The organism is Thiohalophilus sp. (assembly GCF_034521165.1).
Classification (GTDB): domain Bacteria; phylum Pseudomonadota; class Gammaproteobacteria; order UBA6429; family Thiohalophilaceae; genus Thiohalophilus.
On record NZ_JAXHMV010000014.1, the window covers coordinates 21,805 to 38,709 of the forward strand.

21 protein-coding genes and 1 pseudogene are annotated in these 16,905 nt (G+C 54.8%); 14 read left to right on the forward strand and 8 right to left on the reverse strand.

What is annotated here, in order from left to right; genetic code table 11:
• The first annotated feature begins 35 nt into the window (after positions 1-35).
• From U5K34_RS16225 to U5K34_RS13360, 6 genes and pseudogenes are all read left to right on the forward strand, one after another.
• Positions 36-1,129, forward strand: a pseudogene (locus U5K34_RS16225) (nuclease).
• 624 nt (positions 1,130-1,753) lie between these two features.
• A complete protein-coding gene (locus tag U5K34_RS13340) occupies positions 1,754-2,029 on the forward strand; it encodes a hypothetical protein (RefSeq protein ID WP_322568891.1) in 276 nt (91 codons plus the stop codon).
• A 269-nt stretch (positions 2,030-2,298) separates the two neighbouring features.
• Positions 2,299-2,910 carry a nucleotidyltransferase domain-containing protein gene (locus tag U5K34_RS13345; protein ID WP_322568892.1) on the forward strand — a complete coding sequence of 204 codons (612 nt, stop codon included), beginning with the start codon at positions 2,299-2,301 and terminating at the stop codon, positions 2,908-2,910.
• Positions 2,867-3,307 carry a hypothetical protein gene (locus U5K34_RS13350; protein ID WP_322568893.1) on the forward strand — a complete coding sequence of 147 codons (441 nt, stop codon included), beginning with the start codon at positions 2,867-2,869 and terminating at the stop codon, positions 3,305-3,307. The genes U5K34_RS13345 and U5K34_RS13350 overlap by 44 nt, the downstream gene beginning before the upstream one ends.
• A 620-nt stretch (positions 3,308-3,927) precedes the next feature.
• On the forward strand, positions 3,928-4,125 hold the full coding sequence (locus tag U5K34_RS13355) for a type II toxin-antitoxin system VapB family antitoxin (protein WP_322568894.1): 198 nt from the start codon (positions 3,928-3,930) through the stop codon (positions 4,123-4,125).
• Entirely contained in the window at positions 4,122-4,490 is a 369-nt protein-coding gene (locus U5K34_RS13360; protein WP_322568895.1) for a type II toxin-antitoxin system VapC family toxin, read from the forward strand. Before U5K34_RS13355 ends, U5K34_RS13360 begins: the two co-directional genes overlap by 4 nt.
• A gap of 369 nt (positions 4,491-4,859) precedes the next feature.
• On the opposite strand, the gene U5K34_RS13365 is transcribed toward U5K34_RS13360, so the two are convergent.
• Entirely contained in the window at positions 4,860-5,231 is a 372-nt protein-coding gene (locus U5K34_RS13365; protein WP_322568896.1) for a TusE/DsrC/DsvC family sulfur relay protein, read from the reverse strand.
• A gap of 125 nt (positions 5,232-5,356) precedes the next feature.
• Entirely contained in the window at positions 5,357-5,584 is a 228-nt protein-coding gene (locus tag U5K34_RS13370) for a hypothetical protein (RefSeq protein WP_322568897.1), read from the reverse strand.
• 495 nt (positions 5,585-6,079) lie between these two features.
• Between U5K34_RS13370 and U5K34_RS13375 the strand changes: the two genes are divergently transcribed.
• The 4 genes from U5K34_RS13375 to U5K34_RS16230 all read left to right on the forward strand — a co-directional run bounded on the left by U5K34_RS13375 (position 6,080) and on the right by U5K34_RS16230 (position 8,825).
• The gene (locus U5K34_RS13375) at positions 6,080-6,256 is read left to right on the forward strand and encodes a hypothetical protein (protein ID WP_322568898.1); all 177 of its coding nucleotides are present in this window, start codon (positions 6,080-6,082) and stop codon (positions 6,254-6,256) included.
• Positions 6,213-6,614: a hypothetical protein gene (locus U5K34_RS13380; protein ID WP_322568899.1), complete on the forward strand. Its 402-nt coding sequence runs from the start codon at positions 6,213-6,215 to the stop codon at positions 6,612-6,614. Before U5K34_RS13375 ends, U5K34_RS13380 begins: the two co-directional genes overlap by 44 nt.
• Entirely contained in the window at positions 6,602-8,431 is a 1,830-nt protein-coding gene (locus U5K34_RS13385) for a DUF748 domain-containing protein (protein ID WP_322568900.1), read from the forward strand. Before U5K34_RS13380 ends, U5K34_RS13385 begins: the two co-directional genes overlap by 13 nt.
• Before the next feature lie 133 nt (positions 8,432-8,564).
• Positions 8,565-8,825 (forward strand): DUF3800 domain-containing protein, encoded by a 261-nt coding sequence (locus tag U5K34_RS16230; protein ID WP_416224110.1) that lies wholly within the window; start codon positions 8,565-8,567, stop codon positions 8,823-8,825.
• On the opposite strand, the gene U5K34_RS13390 is transcribed toward U5K34_RS16230, so the two are convergent.
• Positions 8,777-9,031, reverse strand: a complete 255-nt coding sequence (locus U5K34_RS13390) for a hypothetical protein (RefSeq protein ID WP_322568901.1) — start codon at positions 9,029-9,031, stop codon at positions 8,777-8,779. The genes U5K34_RS16230 and U5K34_RS13390 overlap by 49 nt on opposite strands.
• Before the next feature lie 53 nt (positions 9,032-9,084).
• Positions 9,085-9,228, reverse strand: coding sequence for a hypothetical protein (locus tag U5K34_RS13395; protein ID WP_322568902.1), 144 nt, complete (start codon positions 9,226-9,228; stop codon positions 9,085-9,087).
• A gap of 61 nt (positions 9,229-9,289) precedes the next feature.
• On the opposite strand from U5K34_RS13395, the gene U5K34_RS13400 reads away from it, so the two are divergent.
• Positions 9,290-9,586 carry a hypothetical protein gene (locus tag U5K34_RS13400; RefSeq protein ID WP_322568903.1) on the forward strand — a complete coding sequence of 99 codons (297 nt, stop codon included), beginning with the start codon at positions 9,290-9,292 and terminating at the stop codon, positions 9,584-9,586.
• A gap of 310 nt (positions 9,587-9,896) precedes the next feature.
• Here the strand turns inward: U5K34_RS13400 and U5K34_RS13405 are convergent, their stop codons facing one another.
• From U5K34_RS13405 to U5K34_RS13420, 4 genes are all read right to left on the reverse strand, one after another.
• Positions 9,897-10,868 (reverse strand): alpha/beta hydrolase, encoded by a 972-nt coding sequence (locus U5K34_RS13405; protein WP_322568904.1) that lies wholly within the window; start codon positions 10,866-10,868, stop codon positions 9,897-9,899.
• A gap of 274 nt (positions 10,869-11,142) precedes the next feature.
• A complete protein-coding gene (locus tag U5K34_RS13410; protein WP_322568905.1) occupies positions 11,143-11,835 on the reverse strand; it encodes a copper resistance protein B in 693 nt (230 codons plus the stop codon).
• 113 nt (positions 11,836-11,948) lie between these two features.
• Positions 11,949-13,844 (reverse strand): copper resistance system multicopper oxidase, encoded by a 1,896-nt coding sequence (locus U5K34_RS13415; protein ID WP_322568906.1) that lies wholly within the window; start codon positions 13,842-13,844, stop codon positions 11,949-11,951.
• 622 nt (positions 13,845-14,466) lie between these two features.
• A complete protein-coding gene (locus tag U5K34_RS13420; protein ID WP_322568907.1) occupies positions 14,467-14,937 on the reverse strand; it encodes a peroxiredoxin in 471 nt (156 codons plus the stop codon).
• A gap of 319 nt (positions 14,938-15,256) precedes the next feature.
• On the opposite strand from U5K34_RS13420, the gene U5K34_RS13425 reads away from it, so the two are divergent.
• From U5K34_RS13425 to U5K34_RS13435, 3 genes are all read left to right on the forward strand, one after another.
• On the forward strand, positions 15,257-15,763 hold the full coding sequence (locus U5K34_RS13425) for a type 1 glutamine amidotransferase domain-containing protein (RefSeq protein WP_322568908.1): 507 nt from the start codon (positions 15,257-15,259) through the stop codon (positions 15,761-15,763).
• Positions 15,764-15,886: 123 nt separating this feature from the next.
• Complete coding sequence (locus U5K34_RS13430; protein WP_322568909.1) at positions 15,887-16,390, forward strand: hypothetical protein; 504 nt, start codon at positions 15,887-15,889, stop codon at positions 16,388-16,390.
• Positions 16,391-16,438: 48 nt separating this feature from the next.
• Positions 16,439-16,900, forward strand: a complete 462-nt coding sequence (locus U5K34_RS13435; RefSeq protein ID WP_322568910.1) for a host attachment protein — start codon at positions 16,439-16,441, stop codon at positions 16,898-16,900.
• Positions 16,901-16,905: the final 5 nt, after the last annotated feature.

The window sequence follows — 16,905 nt, forward strand, 5'->3', positions numbered from 1 at the left end:
ATTTTATTAGTTTAATATTGACTCCAGGTTAGAAAATGCCAATTCAGCATGCTATTTGGAAAGTTGGTGATGAGCCTTCTGCTCTCCAATCTACTCGTCTCGTCAGCGAACAACAACTAGAGGATATGATTGTTCGTGATACCTCGAATTTTGTCAGGGGAATGGCTCTTAATTGGGCGGCAAGTATCGACTAGTCACGGCGGTAGAATAGATTTGTTAGCTATTGCACCTGATGCTTCCCTCGTATTGATCAGAACTAAAGCGTGACCGAACACCGCGCGACATTATGGCGCAGGCATTGGATTATGCCTCATGGGTTGAGGAGTTGACAGCTGATAAGATAGCGCAAATATATCAAGGCTTTTCGAATGGCGGCAGATTGGATGAAGTCTTCAAAGACCACTTCGGTGCGCAATTGGATGAAGATCATTTAAATCAGTCACATCAAATTATAATTGTTGCAGCAGAACTCGATCCCGCTACTGAGCGTATTATTGGCTATCTGAATGATAGGGATATTGCAATCAATGCAATATTTTTTCAGGTTTTTCAGTATGATGATGCCAAATTATTAAGCCGGGCATGGTTGATTGATCCGGGTGAGACCCAAGTTAACGTAACTACAACGAGTAAAGCAAAGGGCGACAAAGAACCCTGGAATGGAGAATATTATGTCTCATTCGGTGACATGAATTCTCGTAGCTGGGAAGACGCACGGCAGTACGGATTTATAAGCGCCGGAGGTGGGAGCTGGTATAGCCGACACTGAAACAATTAACCCCGGAGATAGCAGTCTGGGTCGATGTCCAAAAATCGGATATGTTGGTGTTGGTCGTGTTACGGAAAGTATGACTCCTGTAAAAGATTTCACAGTAGAAACATCTGAGGAGAAAAGCCGGCTCTGGATGCCCTAGAGTTCGCAGATCACTACGAAAAAAATGCTGATAACCCTGATAAAGCCGAATACTTTGTACGCGTTGATTGGCTGGACACTGTGCCAAAAGAAAAAGCTGTTAACGAGGTTGGACTATTTGGCAATCAGAACACTGTTTGCCAGCCTACAACCCCTAAGTGGCGGCACACTGTTGACCGACTTAAAAATTATTTCCCGAAGTGGAATCAAGGTTGACGGTCTGATTGGGGACTAATATACCTGTGTCTGTTATATAAATCTTTTTGTAGAGCTGTTGTTATGGTATGACCCGGCCTGATAATTGGAACATGATAAGTAGATTGTACAAGGCTTCAGTACGCTGGACTTGTGAGGTGCGGCAGGGAACTGTATTTCAAATGGGAGCGGTATTTACTACATACGCATCACAAGGATATGAATCCCGAAAATAATGAAAAAAATAATTTGATCGCATTATGTCTATCCTGTCATATTTTCAAGCATCCTCACATGCTCACGCAGTATGGAGTGCAGCAGCAGTTACAAGAGCTAGAGGAATTGCACATCAAAAAGAAAAGATCGAAAAGTACTTCTCGTCTAGTGATTTCGAATATATAAAGAAAAATATATGAGGGCTGCCCTAGGTCGGACTGAACCTCCCCCGGTTTCACGGACACATTAAATCAGAGACAATACTGATTAAGGAGTGTCCAAAAGATGACAAGAATGAAGTTTAAGGGGTCAAAGCCCTTTTCTAAGTCTACTCTCGAACCAACGAGTTTAAGGGGTCAAAGTCGAACCTCCCCCGGTTTCAGCGGACACATTAAATCAAGACAATACTGATTAAGGAGTGTCCAAAAGATGACAAGAAAACGCAAGCCCTACAAGACATACACCAAGGAATTTAAGGCCGAAGCGGTGAAGCTAATGGAAGAGTCCGATCGTTCCGCTGCTGAGATTGCCCTGGAACTGGGAGTCGCCGAAATCAGCTCTACAAATGGAAAGAACAGCTGCAGGCCAAAGGTGAGCAGGCCTTTTCCGGCCAGTTTAAGGGGTCAAAGCCCTTTTCTAAGTCTACTCTCGAACCAAAATGGACATTCTGAAAATTGGGGAGAGATCATAATTCTCTGTGTGTAAGCGGGGTCTCGGACCTCCGCAAGCTTATTTAACTAACCGGATAAATACTCGGATTCCAGGGCCTCACAGGGGCTTAAAAGGCCTTTTTAAGTAAAGAAATAGTCGGCAGATAGCAGTTCGCAGTCGGCAGTGGTCCCTACGAGCAGATTCTGGCTGCGAACACGGTGGCTACGAAACGGTGGGTAGTAAACCCCAGCCAGGCTGCGTGGGGCATTGAAAGTTCATAAATACTGAACTATAGTTCACATTTTATGAACTATTGGTGCGTTATGAGTCAGCTCGGCGATGCCCTTTTTACCAACACCCAGCAGGCGCTGCTGGGGCTGTTTTTCAGCCGGCCGGATCGGAGTTTCTATTTCAAGGAGATCCTGCGCCTGACCGGGATGGGGGTGGCAACCATCAAGCGGGAACTGGACAGTATGCGGGCGGCCGGTATCGTCACCCTGACCCGCTCGGGTAATCAGCACCACTACCAGGCCAACCCGGACTGCCCGATCTATGCCGAACTGGCCGGAATCGTGCGCAAGACCTTCGGGGTCGCCGGGGTGATTCGCCAGGCCCTGGCGCCGCTGGAAGAGGGGATTACGCGAGCCTTTGTGTTCGGCTCGGTGGCCAGTGGCCGGGAGACCGCCGGCAGTGACGTCGATCTTATGATTGTGGGTGATGTGCGTTTTGCCGAAGTGGTCAAAGTGCTGCAGCCCGTGCAGGAGGCACTGGGGCGGGAGATCAATCCCAGGATATACACAGCGCACGAATGGAAACGATTGCAGAAGGACAATGATTCCTTTATACGGGAAGTACTGACAAAACCACAACTGGACGTCATTGGAGGCAAGGATGAGCCTGAACAATCTCGAAGGGAAAACACTGGAGCGTATTGAGCCGGATGCGGCGACGATCCAACGCTTGATTTCTGCTGCCAGGCGCAATATCGCCGATGCACATGTGCTGGAAATCAGTCACGAGAATCGCTTTGATGCGGCCTATAAAGCGATCATGCAATTGGCCAACGCGGCCCTGCAGGCCAATGGCTACAGAACATTGACCAGCCAGCCGGGGCATCATAGGACCATGATCCAGACCCTGGTACAGACTATCGGTCTGGATAATGAAACCGTCACCGTGCTGGATGCCTTGCGCAAGCAGCGCAATGTTACCGATTATGTCGGCGATCCGGTGCCCGCCGCAACGGTGGATGAATGTCTGAAACAGACCGAGGATCTTTTTCAGGAAGTCACCCGCTGGCTCAAGGTAAACCGACCGGAATTGGTCGAGTAGCAATAGCGGGCTACTCGATCCGGCTGGGCTAGCGGGGTCGAACCACGCAAGTTATAAGGCGAGAGTGGATCGATTGACCTCCCATATACCGGAAAAATATACTTCGACAGACCTTAGAGAACTACTGGGTCTAAACTAGAGAGTCGCTATGTTTTTGATTTTCAAGTCAAAATCGAAAAAGTCCACATCATTTTCGGAATTTATTCGTCACGCTTCATCCGGTGAAAAGAAGCGTGTGTATTCCGACGTGCTGAAAAAAGCCTCTGACAGACAGCTCGGAATTATCCGCAAGGCCCACGCTGCAAAATAACCTTTCTTTTAGAAAGATTATTTTGCTTGCCCTTCCAGATTCACTAGCCGCTTAAACACGATTTTTCCAGCCTCCAGCAGCCTGTCCAGGCTCGCACCACCGCAACTCTTTGAAAGTAGAAACAAAAACCTCAAAAACCCGGCCCTAACAGGCCTTAAAAGGCCCATTTTCAGGCAAAATTCGTCGCTTTAAAGTACATCAGGGCCCGTCAGGGCTTGAATCCATCTGGAATGCCATTTTCCGGCGGCACGAGAAACAGCATCAAATGATGTACTCTTTGATGCAGTGCAACCGAATGAGGTATTTCCCTATGCGTACGACCCTGAACATCGATGACCAGCTGCTGGAGGAAGCACAGCGTATAACCGGTATGACCGAAAAAGCCGCCCTGGTGCGGGAGGGGTTGCGCGCGCTGATCGAGCGCGAGAGCGCCCGGCGTCTGGCGCGGCTGGGTGGCAGTGAGCCGCAGTTGGAGTCCGTGCCCCGCCGGCAGTCCGATCCGGCATGATCCTGGTCAACACCTCGGTGTGGGTGGATCACCTGCGCGTCGGTGATGCCACGCTGGAGGAATTGCTGAACCACACTCGGGTGCTGATGCACCCGTTTGTGCTCGGTGAGCTGGCCTGCGGCAACTTGCGTAATCGCGGCGAGGTGCTGCAGCTGCTCGGGGATCTGCCGCAGGCGACGGTCGCCAGCGATGAGGAAGTGCTGTTTTTTATCGAACGCCACATGCTGATGGGCCGGGGCATCGGTTATGTCGACGCGCACTTGCTGGCATCTGTGACCCTGAGTAGCTCGACGCAACTGTGGACAAGGGACAAGCGTCTGCGGGCGACGGCCGAGACCCTGAACCTCGCGTACGGTGCGGATTGAAGGGAGAAGAAAGAAGGCCAGAAGGCGAATAGAGCAGGGTTATGATGAAAGCCGCCGGGAGGGGGCTATGTCAGAAGTAGGGTGCGTTCTACGCACCACATTCTCGATGCCGGAATAATGGTGCGTAGAACGCACCCTAACCGATTTTGTCACACCCGACTTCGCCGCCTCCTTATGAAGCGCGCTAATGCCTAAAAAGGCCATTATTGAGGATCGCGCCCAAGCCCTCCGGACAGTGATGAGGTACGAGTGACAAGTTTACCCTCTCCCCCAACCCCTCTCCCGCGTACGGGAGAGGGGAGTGCGTTCCCTGACTCCCTTCGAGGAATAAGCACATCCCTGTGCAAAAGACCGCGCCCTTTGATTCTGTTAGTAATTGGTGCCGAATGATAGATCGGTGGCGTTGGCCGGCGCGCGCAGGTTGGCGAGACGGCTGCCCTGGGTGACCGGGCCGCCGGTGAACAGTTGGTGCAGATAGCCGCTCCCGCCGTCTGTGCTGAAGTGCCGGGCCATGTCCCGGGCCAGGCGGCGTGCATGTCTTGGCGAGCCCTGTTCGAGATACTGCTTGCGCAGATACATGATCACGTCCCAGTGGTCGTCGTTAAGTGCGATGCCTTCGCTGGAGGCGAGGGTGGTGGATTTCTCGCGGCTCCAGTTCTGTTCTTCAAGTTCAGTACGACGCTCGTGCCTGTTGTCGCCGGTGGGTTCGCTATCCTGTGCTTTTATTGCATATTGGGTCATGTTGTTTCCTGTGCCGAAGCGGCGTATTGGTTTACTCGCGTGTTGCCTGCAGTGACGCAGGCTTTGCCAACGTGACCTGCAAAACTTGCGCTGTGTCAGACCTGGTTCGTTATTTAACCTGGCCGTCAACCGTCCTGGTTGCTGTTGTTGCTCGCCTGCTGGTACGGGTGCAGTTTCGTGGTCTTCATCTTCATCTTGCTGCCAGGTATGGACTCGATATGGCTTTTGGGAGAAACCGGTTCGTGCTGGGCAGGGCTCTGGAGTTTGCCCCATGACAGGTAATGCGTGTTGAGTGCCTTGAGGTAATGGGTACGGGTGGAGGCGTTATAGGGGGCGGTAAAGAATGTGTTCATGTGACTCTCCTGTGGATCATCACTGGCTGCTTGTGTGCTCACAGGTTGTGAGCCATTCCTTGCAGGTACACGATTCTGTTTTGAAACCGGTTGGCCAATTCACAGGGTGTAGCGATGACTGAGATCCACTATGGACCCTTTTCAGGGAAATAGATAGGGGATAGTTCCTAGTTGGCAATTTGCAGTCGGCAGAGGGTTTTTCGGGCAGGTGCCAGTTATGCTGGTATCGAGATGACGGTGCGTAGGACGCACCCTACCTGATTATACGATCGGTAACAGTTGGCATAGGTGGGGACCTTCGGGCGGGTACCAGTTATCCTGGCATCGAGATGACGGTGCGCAGGACGCGTACCCTGGCTGACTATGCGATGCGAAGCAGATGTCTGTTTTTGTTTCTACACTTAAAGTTTACGCTTTACGGCGCGCACGCGGGGCGGATCTGTCCGGCTGTTGACGCGCCCCTCACGGCAAGTTGCATCACAGGAGCGCATCGCTATGCATGATCAATCCCCTTCGCCGATCCGGGGGTATCTGCGCCGCCGCTGGTTTAACATTCGCCGGGTGCGCTTCTGGGCGGTTTTGGCCGTCGCGTTATATACGCTTGCCGGCTTTTTTCTGGTGCCGTGGCTTGCCGAGAGCGATCGCGGTGGACACGGTGCGGGAGGATCTTGACCGCGAGCTGCGCATCGGCAACGTCGACTTCAATCCCTACACCTTCACGCTGACGGTAAACGACTTTGCGCTGGCGGATGCCGACGGCCACGAGCTCGTCCGCTTCGAGCGGCTGTTCGTCAATTTCACGCTGCTCAGCCGGATCGATCGGGCCTGGACGTTCCAGGCGGTGCGCCTCGAAGGGCCGGTGGTTCAGGAGGAGCGCTTCGCCTCGGGGGCGACGCGCTTCACCCGGCTGATGGAGGACGCGGCGGGCGCGCCGGCGGATTCCGGCGAGGGCGAGGAGGGCGGCATGCCGGCGGTGGTGATCCGCGATCTGAACGTTGTGGCGGGGGCGATCACTTTGTGGATCGCCTGAGCGCGGATTCCGACTCCTCAGGCTCGAGCGCCACCATTGCGCTACGCGAGCTCGAGCTGTCGCTGGATGATGCCACCCTGCACGAGAGCACTCCGTTTCCGGTCCATCTTGCCGGGCGGCTCGACGCGGGCGGCGCCTTCTCGCTCGACGGTGCGCTGCGGGTGTCGCCACCCTTCGCGGTTAACGCCGATCTGCGTGTGGATGCGCTGGCCCTGAGCCCGGCGGCGCCTTACCTGCAGCAGTTCGCCCGGGTGGGGATCGAAAGCGGGCGCGTGAGCCTCGGCGGGCAGCTGTCCGTCAGCGGCGACGAGCCGCTGGCCTATCGCGGCCGTGTCGATGTGGAACAGCTCAGTCTTGTGCCCCTGACTGACGACACGCCGGTGGCGGGCTGGCAGGCGCTGCGGATCGAGCGCCTCGATCTGAGTCTCGCTCAGCGCAGCGTCGAAACCTCGAGCGTCTCCATCGAGGGAGTCTCCGGTCGGGTGATCATCCGCGAGGATCGAAGCACGAATATCGGCCAACTGCTGGTGGCGCGCGCCGGGGGCGAGGCAGCCCCGTCCGGGGAGGCTGACAGCGAGTCCGCCGCCCCGTTTCGTATCAGCGTTGCCGGCATCGTCCTGACCGACGGCGGTCTGCACTTCGCGGACCGCTCGCTGCCGCTGCCGTTTTCGACGCGCATCCATGAGCTGAACGGCGAGATCTCCTCGCTGGCCTCGGACACGCAGGCGCCGGCCGACGTCCGGCTCGAAGGGCAGGTAGGCGAGCACGGCCTGGCGCGCATCGAAGGCGCGATCCATGCCTGGCAGCCGATGCGGGACACAAACGTCACGCTCACGTTCCGTAACCTGCAGGTGCCGGCGTATTCGCCCTACACGGCCGCCTTCGCCGGACGCCGGATCGCGGGCGGCCGGATGGATCTCGATCTCGGTTACCGCCTCGCCGACGGCCGGCTGGAAGGCTCCAACGCGATAGCGTTGCACGATCTGCGGCTGGGCGAGAAGGTCGAAAGCCCCGAGGCGATGGATTTGCCGCTTGGGCTCGCCGTCGCGCTGCTCAAGAACAGCGAGGGCGTCATCGAAATGGATATCCCGGTCACGGGCGAGGTCGGCGATCCACAGTTTAAGCTGGGCGGCGCAATCCGCCAGGCGGTGATGGACGCGATCATCAAGGTCGTCAGCTCGCCGTTTCGCTTTTTGGCGGGTTTGGTCGGGGCCGGCGACGAGGATCTGCAACGGATCCTGTTCCCGGCGGGCCGCAGCGAGCTGACGCCGCCACAGCTCGAGCGCGTCGCGCTGCTGCGCAAGGCGCTTGCGAAGCGTCCGGCGCTCGCGCTGGAGCTGGCCGGACCTTTCGATCCGGAGGTGGACGGCCCGGTGCTCAAGCGTCGGCGCGCGGTCGAGGCGCTGGCCGCGCGGTTGCGCGAGCAGGGACGCGAGGTGTCGTCGCCCGATCTGACCGCGGCCTCGACACAGGACGCGATGGAAGCGCTGTTCGCCCGCGCCTACCCCGATGCCAATCTGGATGCGCTCCGCGAGCGGTTCACCCGCGCGGCAAACGAGGCGGCGGAGGGCGGTGCGCGCTTCGACGCGATCGCCTACCGGGCCCATATCGCCACGCGCGTGATCGCCGCGCAGCCTGTCACCGATGCCGATCTCGCGGCGCTGGCGCAGGCGCGTGCCGCGGCCGTGCGCGACCGCCTGCTGGAGGACACCGCCGTCGAACCCGATCGGGTCCTTCTGGCGCAGCCCATGGTGATCGAATCGGAAGACGACGAGCAGGTTACGATGGAGGTCGGGTTAAAGACAGTTGGCAGTTAGCAGTTAGCAGTTAGCAGTTGGCAGTTGGCAGATAGTACTCGGCAGAGGAGAGGGTTGCTTGAAATGATCTCGGTGCGGTTAAATAATTTCTCATGGGAAAGTTGATTTGAGATCTGCAAATCCTGCTGTCACGTTGATTGTAGACAAGTGCAAGAATAAGGAGGAAATTGCGGATTTCAATCAATATTTAGGCAATCAACTTGAAGCAAGGTTGCCGCTGAACGTCCCGTTGAATATATATCACGAGGATTCTAAAGCTAATGCAGGATTACAGGCAGTAGATTTATTTTGTTGGGGTATCTATAGGAAGTATGAGCACGGTGACGACCCGGTGTGGTATAGAGATTATCGTGCGAGAATTCGTTTTGAAACGGAATATTTGGGAAACGGATAGGCAAAAAAACGGCGGCGATCAGCAGGCCGCCGATGACAACGCCGGGCGGGGATCTTCAGACCCGTCACACCGAATACATCGATGATCGACGGAATGCCCGGTAGCCAACCCACCACCAGCCATGCAACAAAGGGCAGGGCCATCGACGATCCCGACACCCGCAGAATGCGCCGGGTGATGAACAAGGTGCTGTGCGTGCTTTTCATGGGTCGTCTCGCTATTAGCAGCGTGCGTTGATGGCAGCGGGAAAGCGCGCCGCCTACTTGTACAATCCGAGCGTGCCAATACACACATCGTCGTTGAATTCACGGCCGATCGCAACCAGGCCAACGCGCTCCAGGCGGGCCACGTTGAGTTCCGTGCCGATGTGGTAGCGATATTTGGGGTCAGAGTAAAAACTCATTGTCATCTCGGCAACCTTCGCTATACTAAATCAATAAACACACCATTATCAGGGACGATAAATGGCACGATTACCACGGATCTGTTTACCGGGGATCCCGCAGCATGTCATTCAGCGGGGAAATAATCGCCAGGTTTGTTTTGCTTCAGAAGAAGATTTTTCCGCCTATGCGCATTGGCTGGAGGAATATGCCCGCAAATGCCAGGTGGCAGGGTTGACCGGGGTCGCACCAGCGCAACTCATTGAAATAACAATCAAAAAGGACAAAATTCAGGCTCAAACTGAGCTTAAAAGGCCCTTTTTCAGGCAAAAATCATCGCTTGAAAGTACATCAGCATCAGGGCCAGTCAGGGCTTGAAGATAGTTGGCAGTCGGCAGATAGCAGTCGGCAGAGAAGGGCTGGCTCAAACAAGCCTTTCGGGAACGTACCTGGTGCCGGTTCGCCAGCGGTTGCTGGATCGCTCGCGACGCGAGCAGCAATTGGAGCCCAGCATATCTTGTCGGCAATCGGATCCGGCATGTTCCTGGTCGATCCCCTGGACCCCGGCTTTCGCCGGGGTGACACGGTAACACGCGGTGACAGGGGGGGACGCCGCTATAAGCCGGGTCGGACCTCAGCAAGCTATTGAACTACCAGGCTGAGCCAAGAAGCAATGTGAGTTTCTGCGCTAAGGGAGGTCATACAGTTCACTCAATAGAAGTTTAAGTTTATCATTTTCTGTTTGAGCCGTTTTATTCATTATTCCGTGCGATTGAAAAATATGGATTAGCTTGGTTGGAGCAATACGCTGATCACCTACGATTTCTACATGTCCGGCTTTAATCTCGACATTGGTTACACGATCATCATTATCGACGAGAGGATAATATTGCTCCTTGAGACTGAATACATAATCATCTTCTATACAACGACCATCCTGGTTATATTGACGACATGTGTTTCTTTCGTCGGTAACAATTTTTATAAAATTATTTACCTGCGGGATCAGAGTACCCGGTTGGCGTATAAAATCTGAAACCGAGGTGATTTCAAACCATTTGCCTCCACTAATCGCATAACATATCGGCACTACCAAACCCAGGCTAAGAATCCTGGCGACTGGAGATCCGCAATGGCTTGCTGCTGAAATTCCACTGAAAGGTGACGAGATTGTTATCAAGCGAAGTTGCGCATCCGTATTAATTTGATTATCCCTTTCTCGAACCAGCGCTTTACGAGTAATTAGTCCACCCTGGCTATGCCCGATGATTGTAAACTGCTTGTTGTCCATAGTTTTGCTTAGTTGCTGCAAACTGTGAATCATTTCGGCAGAGCTGTCGTTCAGGCTGTCACGGTCGTCATAAGTAAAACACGCAGTTTGCTGACCATGAAACGCAAACACTTCAGACAGGGACCGAAATCTGCCCGAAGAGGAAAAGCATCCATGCGCAAGTATGACGGTTGGGCTTTGTGAATCAAGGTGTAACGTGCGATCCGGGTTGTCGGTACAGGGCCCAAGTCCGTTGATGTTTACACTAATATTCGGTGTTGGCAGATTTCCAGGATCGATATCCCATAGCGCCGGATCAGAAGGGTTGGGCGTCATGCATCCGGTTGTTAGCAAAATTGCCGCAAGTAAAACGAGCGCAGTACGATACATTAAGCTATACCTGACAAACTATATAAAAAATATCCTGTTTCAACAGGAGTATAGAGAATTCAAAGTAATGTGTACCGTCTCTATCCGCACTCGATTCGGCACAAAAATCTCGCGACGGTTAGTTGGTTACCTGGGAAGGGACGGGTGTCCCTAAAACCGGGGGTCAGACCGATTTCCATAATTTAACATAATATACATTATGCGCACCTAAAGGTATGACAGGGAGACGGCGGGAAAGCCCCGGTCACCCGGGATTTCCCGCCATTTTAGGGCCTTAGAACCACATCCGGACGCCGGCGAGCACGGCCGTGTGATCCGTGTCTTCACCTTCGGCTTCTCTCAGATCGGCGGTATCGCCCAGGTACTTGTTCCAGCTGACCCCGATGTACGGAGCAAACTCACGGCGAAATTCGTAGCGCAAGCGCAACCCGAACTTGGCGTTGGTGAACCCCTTGCCGATACCGAACTCGGGCACATCGTTGCCCGCATACGCCGTTTCGAAGCGGCCCTGGAGAATGGTTCGTTGGGTCAGCATCCAGTCGTATTCGGCCTCCAGATCGGCCGAGGCGTCACCATCGTCGCTGAGGCGCAGGTTGGCGTCGATCTCGAACCAGTACGGGGCCAGGCCCTGGATACCGAGCACGGCAAAACCGCGTTCCTTGTCCGGACCGGGACCGTATTCACGCTGGTAACCGCCACCCATCTGAACATCCCAGAAAGGTGCAATCATCCGGCTGTAGAGGATGTCCAGGGTTTCGATTTCCCCACCTTCACCGCCGCTGACGACATCTTCACCTTCACCTTCGATGTAGAGACGGTTATAGTCGCCGCCGTACCAGTACTGACCTTCCCAGTTGACGCTATCTTCCTCGTCAGACCAGGCATATTCCAGACGATCGATCATCAGCTTGCTGTACAACGTGTTGTCGTGGACGGGAATCGGCCAGCCGGGTTTCTTGGGTTTCATTTCAGCCTGTGCGCTGGATACGGAGATCAGCGTGGTTAGTACAACAGAGGCTGCAAGCGTCGAAGTGAGCAGATTGTTTCTTAATAGTTTCATTGTTATGTCCTCCTGTTGAGTTAAGCCACTGAGACCACGCGGAACATGCCCGCTTTCATGTGGTACAGGAGGTGACAATGAAACGCCCAATCACCGGGGGCGTCGGCCGTAATTTGGGCCGAGAGCATTTCTCCGGGCTTGACGCTGAGCGTGTGTTTGCGCGGACGGTACTTGCCGTGCTTGTTCTCCAGCTCCATCCACATCCCGTGCAAATGGATCGGGTGATCCATCATGGTGTCATTCACCAGGATCAGCCGCAGCCGTTCGCCATGATGGAAGCGAATGGGGCCGTCGACCTCGGAGAACTTCTCGCCGTCGAACGACCACATGTAGCGTTCCATGTTGCCGGTCAGATGGAGTTCGATTTCCCGTTGTGGCTCGCGTTGATCGGGCCAGGGATGCAAACCGCGCAGATCGTTGTAGACCAGGACTTTATGGCCCACATTTTCCAGGCCGATACCGGGATCGTCCATGCGGTTCATCGGATTAGGTGACACCATGGCCGCTCCGGCGCCATGATTGTCCGGGCCGTGGCTGATCTTGCGATCCTTCAACACCCAGTCCGAGCCGGAACCCATGTTATTCATGTCGTGTTGCATGCCACTGCCCTGCTCCGCCGACATGTTCATTTTGCTGTGATCCATGCCACCGCTCATGCTGTTATTGTCGGCTGACATATCCATCTGCATGCTGTCCTGGTCCATGGTGTTTTGGGATGACATATCCATATTCATATCACCATGGCCCATGGAGCCGTGGTCCATCCCCATGGATTTCATGCCACGTTCCACCGGTTGCGGACGGGGATCCGGTACCGGCGCGGTCATCCCTTCACGCGGCGCAAGCGTTGCGCTGACATAGCCGGAACGATCCATGGACTCGGCAAAGACGGTATAGGCCCGATCTCCATCGGGTTCGACGATGACATCGTAGGTCTCGGCCACGCCGATACGGAACTCGTCGATCGGCACGGGTTCCACGTTCTGCCCGTCGGCCGCGACAACGGTCATTTTCAATCCGGGAATGCGCACATCGAAGAACGACATGGCGGAGCCGTTGATGAACCGCAGGCGGATCTTCTCCCCGCGCCGGAACAGGCCGGTCCAGTTTGAACCTGATGGTAAACCATTAATCAGATAGGTATACACGCTGCCGGTCACGTCCAGGATGTCACGCGAACTCATGCGCATCTGGCCCCACATTTGCCATTTGTCCATGGCCGGCCCCCACCCCATCGTGGAAACATCCTTGAAAAAGTCGCCGGTCGTCCGTTTCTGGTAATTGTAATAGCCTTCCGCTTTTTTCAGATTGGCCAGTACATGGTAGGGATCGTCATAGGTCCAGTCTGACAGCATCACGACGTAATCACGATCATACTCGAACGGTTCCGGTTGGGCCGGATCGACGATTAACGGGCCGTAATGGCCGAGTTGTTCCTGCAGTCCGGAATGACTGTGGTACCAGTAGGTGCCACTCTGCTTGACCGGATAGCGATAGATAAACGTCTCGCCGGGCTCGATACCCGGGAAACTGACGCCCGGAACCCCGTCCATGTTTTCCGGTAGCAGGATGCCATGCCAGTGAATCGAGGTGCTTTCTGACAGGTTGTTGGTGACCCGCAGCATCACCTCGCGCCCTTCCTGCATCCGGATCAGCGGCCCCGGGATTGAACCATTGATAGTGATCGGGTTGGCGCTGCGTCCGCCGATATCCATCGGGGTATGGCCGATAGTGAGATCAAAAATATCGGTATTGCCGGAAACCGTCTTCTCGGCGACCAGATTACCGGTCTGTTGCCAGGCATAGGCCGGCGCGAGTCGGCCCAGGCCTGCCAGGGCGGCCATCGCGGCCGTGCCCTGTAAAAACCGCCGGCGTGTAAACGATGCCGGATATTTGGGATCGGATTGCTTGTTCATGTGAATGTCTCCCCTTCTCCATTACGTATAGCACTGCTGAACGAATCAGCACTGCCTCATCATGTCTAAAAAACGACAAAGCAGCGTGTCCTGAAGTGGACACGGCAACGGAGTGTTCAGCTTCGGGGTGGACGGGGTTCGGTGACTTGATCGATCGTGGAAAAGGGCCTGGGCAGACCAGCCCGATAAGTGAGATAGGCGTCTTGTTGAATGACATCGTTTTGTGGCAACGCGGTGATGCAGTGAGAGCAGGTATTGCAACTCCCGGTTTCGCAGCTACCATCGCTGCAATGATCACAGCTGATTGCGGTTTTCCCGGATTGGCAACAGGCTGATTTAGCTGGCGCTGATACACCCTGATGGGTCAGGCTAGCCATTTGCCAGTCCACCGCGTCAACTGCCGCGCTGCCGGCCAGTTCGTTCGCCGCTGTCGGCTGTACCGGTACAATGCCGACAACAAGCAGCAAGATCCCTGTTTTCAATAACTTACAAATCATTAACTGAGTTCAGTCATTGTTGAATAATTAATTTGACCCGTTAAGCGCAGGCGGGTTCCGTAACAGGAGTCTCAGAGTATATTTCATCGCCCGACAAAAATGCCAGAGCCGATGCTTCCCGTTTATCAGGATGAGAGTTTTTTGACTTTCTCCAGCATCGCCTGTGCATGACCTTCCGGATCGACGCCGTACTCGACATGAACCAGCTTGCCGGTTTTGTCGATGACAAAGGTGGAACGCACGATGCCCATTTTCTTCACGCCGTTTTTCTCCTTTTCCTGCCAGACGCCGTATTTGTCGCACAGCTCGCCGTCGGTGTCGGCCAGCAGATCGATGCGCAGGTCGAATTTGCTGATAAAGGCCTGGTGGCTGTCACTGTCGTCCCGGCTGACGCCGAGCACGACGGTGTTGTGTTGCGCGAACTCGTCTGCCAGCTGGCTGAACTGGTTGGCTTCCACGGTACAGCCCGGTGTGTCGTCCCTGGGATAAAAATACAGGATCACGCTTTTGAGGCCTTTGAAATCGGCCAGACAGACCGGCCGGCTGGACTGATTCGGGGCGCAAAACGGCGGTGCAAATTGATCCGGTTGCAACATTGTTCTTCTCCGTTATTCGACAGACTCATTCCAAAAAAGTGTTCTCATTGTCAGTTCAGAGAGATTGCCTCGTCACGTTGTTCCTCGCAATGACTGCACTCGTCTTATGTCATTGCGAGCGAAGCAATCTTGTAAACCAGGTGATCGGGTATTCAAACGCCTGTTTAGCACTGCGTATATAACATATTCCGCCAGCGCTGTGTCCATGTAGTTTGCAGGGTAAATATTGAAATTTCGCAATGGGCAACGCCCGTTTGCTGTTCTACAGTCTCCCTGATAGAACATCACCTGACAGAAGTACATCACAAGGAGAGGCATTATGAGCAAGCTGGTCTTTATCGTGGGTGAAGGTTTTGAGGATTCCGAGTTTCAGGTCCCCTACGAGCGCCTGAAAAAAGCCGGCCATGAAGTTGATGTGATGGGCATGGAAGCCGGTGTGGATGTGCATGGCAAACGCGAAGGCGTTGCCGCGCACATCGACATGGACGCCAGCAAAGCCTATCCGGATGATTACGATGCGCTGGTGATTCCCGGCGGTTTCGGTCCGGATCGCCTGCGAACCGATGAGAAAATCGTGGCCTTTGTCAAAGGCTTCGTCAGCACCGGCAAGCCGGTGGCGGCGATCTGTCACGGCCCGCAATTGCTGATCGAGGCGGATCAGGTGCGTGGCCGCACCCTCACCTCCTGGCCGTCGGTACGCACCGATCTGCTCAACGCCGGTGCGGTCTGGATGGATGAGCCGGTAGTCGTGGACGGCAATCTGATCACCTCGCGCAAGCCGGATGATCTGGAGCCGTTCTGTCAGGCGATCGAACAGGCGCTGTGACACACGGGGTTGCCGGGTTCTTGTTTTTCAGACACTTACAACCGCCAGTCGGCTGCTGAACGGGGGTTTGACCGATTTGCGGCGGACTCGTGACAAGGGCGCCAAAGGCGCTAGACTAGAGGTATGGATCCCATCGATTCGCTCTCCTTGTGTGAGTCCGACCAGCTCCTTTCGGTGGCCGGGCGGGAGGATTGCTCCCGGGTCACTCACGCCATGAGCCAGCAGGCGGCCCATTCCTTATATATATTCGACGACGAACTGGAGCCTGCGCTCTACGACAGTCCCGATTTCGTGGCATCGGCACGGCGCATTGCCACGGGGGACGTCAACGCGACCCTACGGATTCTGTTTTATAGCCCCGATAAACTGCTCCACCGCTGCCATCACCTGCCCGAGTTGACCCGGCGCCTGAGCAGTCGCGTTGAAATTCGCCAGCTGTCCCGCGCGTATCATCACGCGTTTTTTGTCGCCGACGGTTGTGGTGTGGTAGATCGGCGCGTTGCCAGTCGTTTTGAGGGGATCGCCAGTTTTAATGACCCGGGCCGGGCCGCGGAACTGATTGCGTTCTTTAATACCTGCTGGGAAATGAGCAGCCGCAATATGGAACTGCAAGCGTTGCAGATTTAGCCCGGCGCTGTGGTTTTTTTTGACATCCCAACAAAGGAGGAGTCACCTATGCCCAAGACCTGGATTCTGGTTGCCGATAGCAGTCGCGCACGTCTTTTTTCCGCGGATACGGCATCCTCACCACTGGTTGAACTGGAAACATTTACCCACCCGGCCAGCCGACAGCATGAACAGGATATTACTTCCGACCTGCCGGGCAAACAAAATGGCAAAGGCATCAATGGCAGCTTTGCCCACGCCATGAACCAGGAGACCGATCCCAAAAAGCATGAGGCGATCAATTTCTCGCGGGAGATTGCCCAGCATGTCAACAAGGCCCACGGCAAGAACAAGTTCAAACAACTGATTATTGTCGCCGCGCCGAACTTTCTCGGCTTGTTGCGTGACAGTCTGAACGAGAGCACCCGTCGCAGTCTGACCCTGCAACTGGATAAAAATCTGACCCGGCAAAATCCGGACGCCATACGCAAACATCTGCCGGAATATTTACCCAACCTGGAACTGCATTGAGCAGA

Coding starts and splice junctions, on each gene's coding strand:
- U5K34_RS13365 (WP_322568896.1), bottom strand. CDS start 5,231: ATGACCCAATATGCAATAAAAGCACAGGATAGCGAACCCACCGGCGAC.
- U5K34_RS13400 (WP_322568903.1), top strand. CDS start 9,290: ATGGCACGATTACCACGGATCTGTTTACCGGGGATCCCGCAGCATGTC.
- U5K34_RS13375 (WP_322568898.1), top strand. CDS start 6,080: ATGCATGATCAATCCCCTTCGCCGATCCGGGGGTATCTGCGCCGCCGC.
- U5K34_RS13415 (WP_322568906.1), bottom strand. CDS start 13,844: ATGAACAAGCAATCCGATCCCAAATATCCGGCATCGTTTACACGCCGG.
- U5K34_RS13410 (WP_322568905.1), bottom strand. CDS start 11,835: ATGAAACCCAAGAAACCCGGCTGGCCGATTCCCGTCCACGACAACACG.
- U5K34_RS13425 (WP_322568908.1), top strand. CDS start 15,257: ATGAGCAAGCTGGTCTTTATCGTGGGTGAAGGTTTTGAGGATTCCGAG.
- U5K34_RS13390 (WP_322568901.1), bottom strand. CDS start 9,031: ATGAAAAGCACGCACAGCACCTTGTTCATCACCCGGCGCATTCTGCGG.
- U5K34_RS13395 (WP_322568902.1), bottom strand. CDS start 9,228: ATGAGTTTTTACTCTGACCCCAAATATCGCTACCACATCGGCACGGAA.
- U5K34_RS13405 (WP_322568904.1), bottom strand. CDS start 10,868: ATGTATCGTACTGCGCTCGTTTTACTTGCGGCAATTTTGCTAACAACC.
- U5K34_RS13345 (WP_322568892.1), top strand. CDS start 2,299: ATGAGTCAGCTCGGCGATGCCCTTTTTACCAACACCCAGCAGGCGCTG.
- U5K34_RS13430 (WP_322568909.1), top strand. CDS start 15,887: ATGGATCCCATCGATTCGCTCTCCTTGTGTGAGTCCGACCAGCTCCTT.
- U5K34_RS13350 (WP_322568893.1), top strand. CDS start 2,867: ATGAGCCTGAACAATCTCGAAGGGAAAACACTGGAGCGTATTGAGCCG.
- U5K34_RS13360 (WP_322568895.1), top strand. CDS start 4,122: ATGATCCTGGTCAACACCTCGGTGTGGGTGGATCACCTGCGCGTCGGT.
- U5K34_RS13340 (WP_322568891.1), top strand. CDS start 1,754: ATGACAAGAAAACGCAAGCCCTACAAGACATACACCAAGGAATTTAAG.
- U5K34_RS13420 (WP_322568907.1), bottom strand. CDS start 14,937: ATGTTGCAACCGGATCAATTTGCACCGCCGTTTTGCGCCCCGAATCAG.
- U5K34_RS13370 (WP_322568897.1), bottom strand. CDS start 5,584: ATGAACACATTCTTTACCGCCCCCTATAACGCCTCCACCCGTACCCAT.
- U5K34_RS13435 (WP_322568910.1), top strand. CDS start 16,439: ATGCCCAAGACCTGGATTCTGGTTGCCGATAGCAGTCGCGCACGTCTT.
- U5K34_RS13355 (WP_322568894.1), top strand. CDS start 3,928: ATGCGTACGACCCTGAACATCGATGACCAGCTGCTGGAGGAAGCACAG.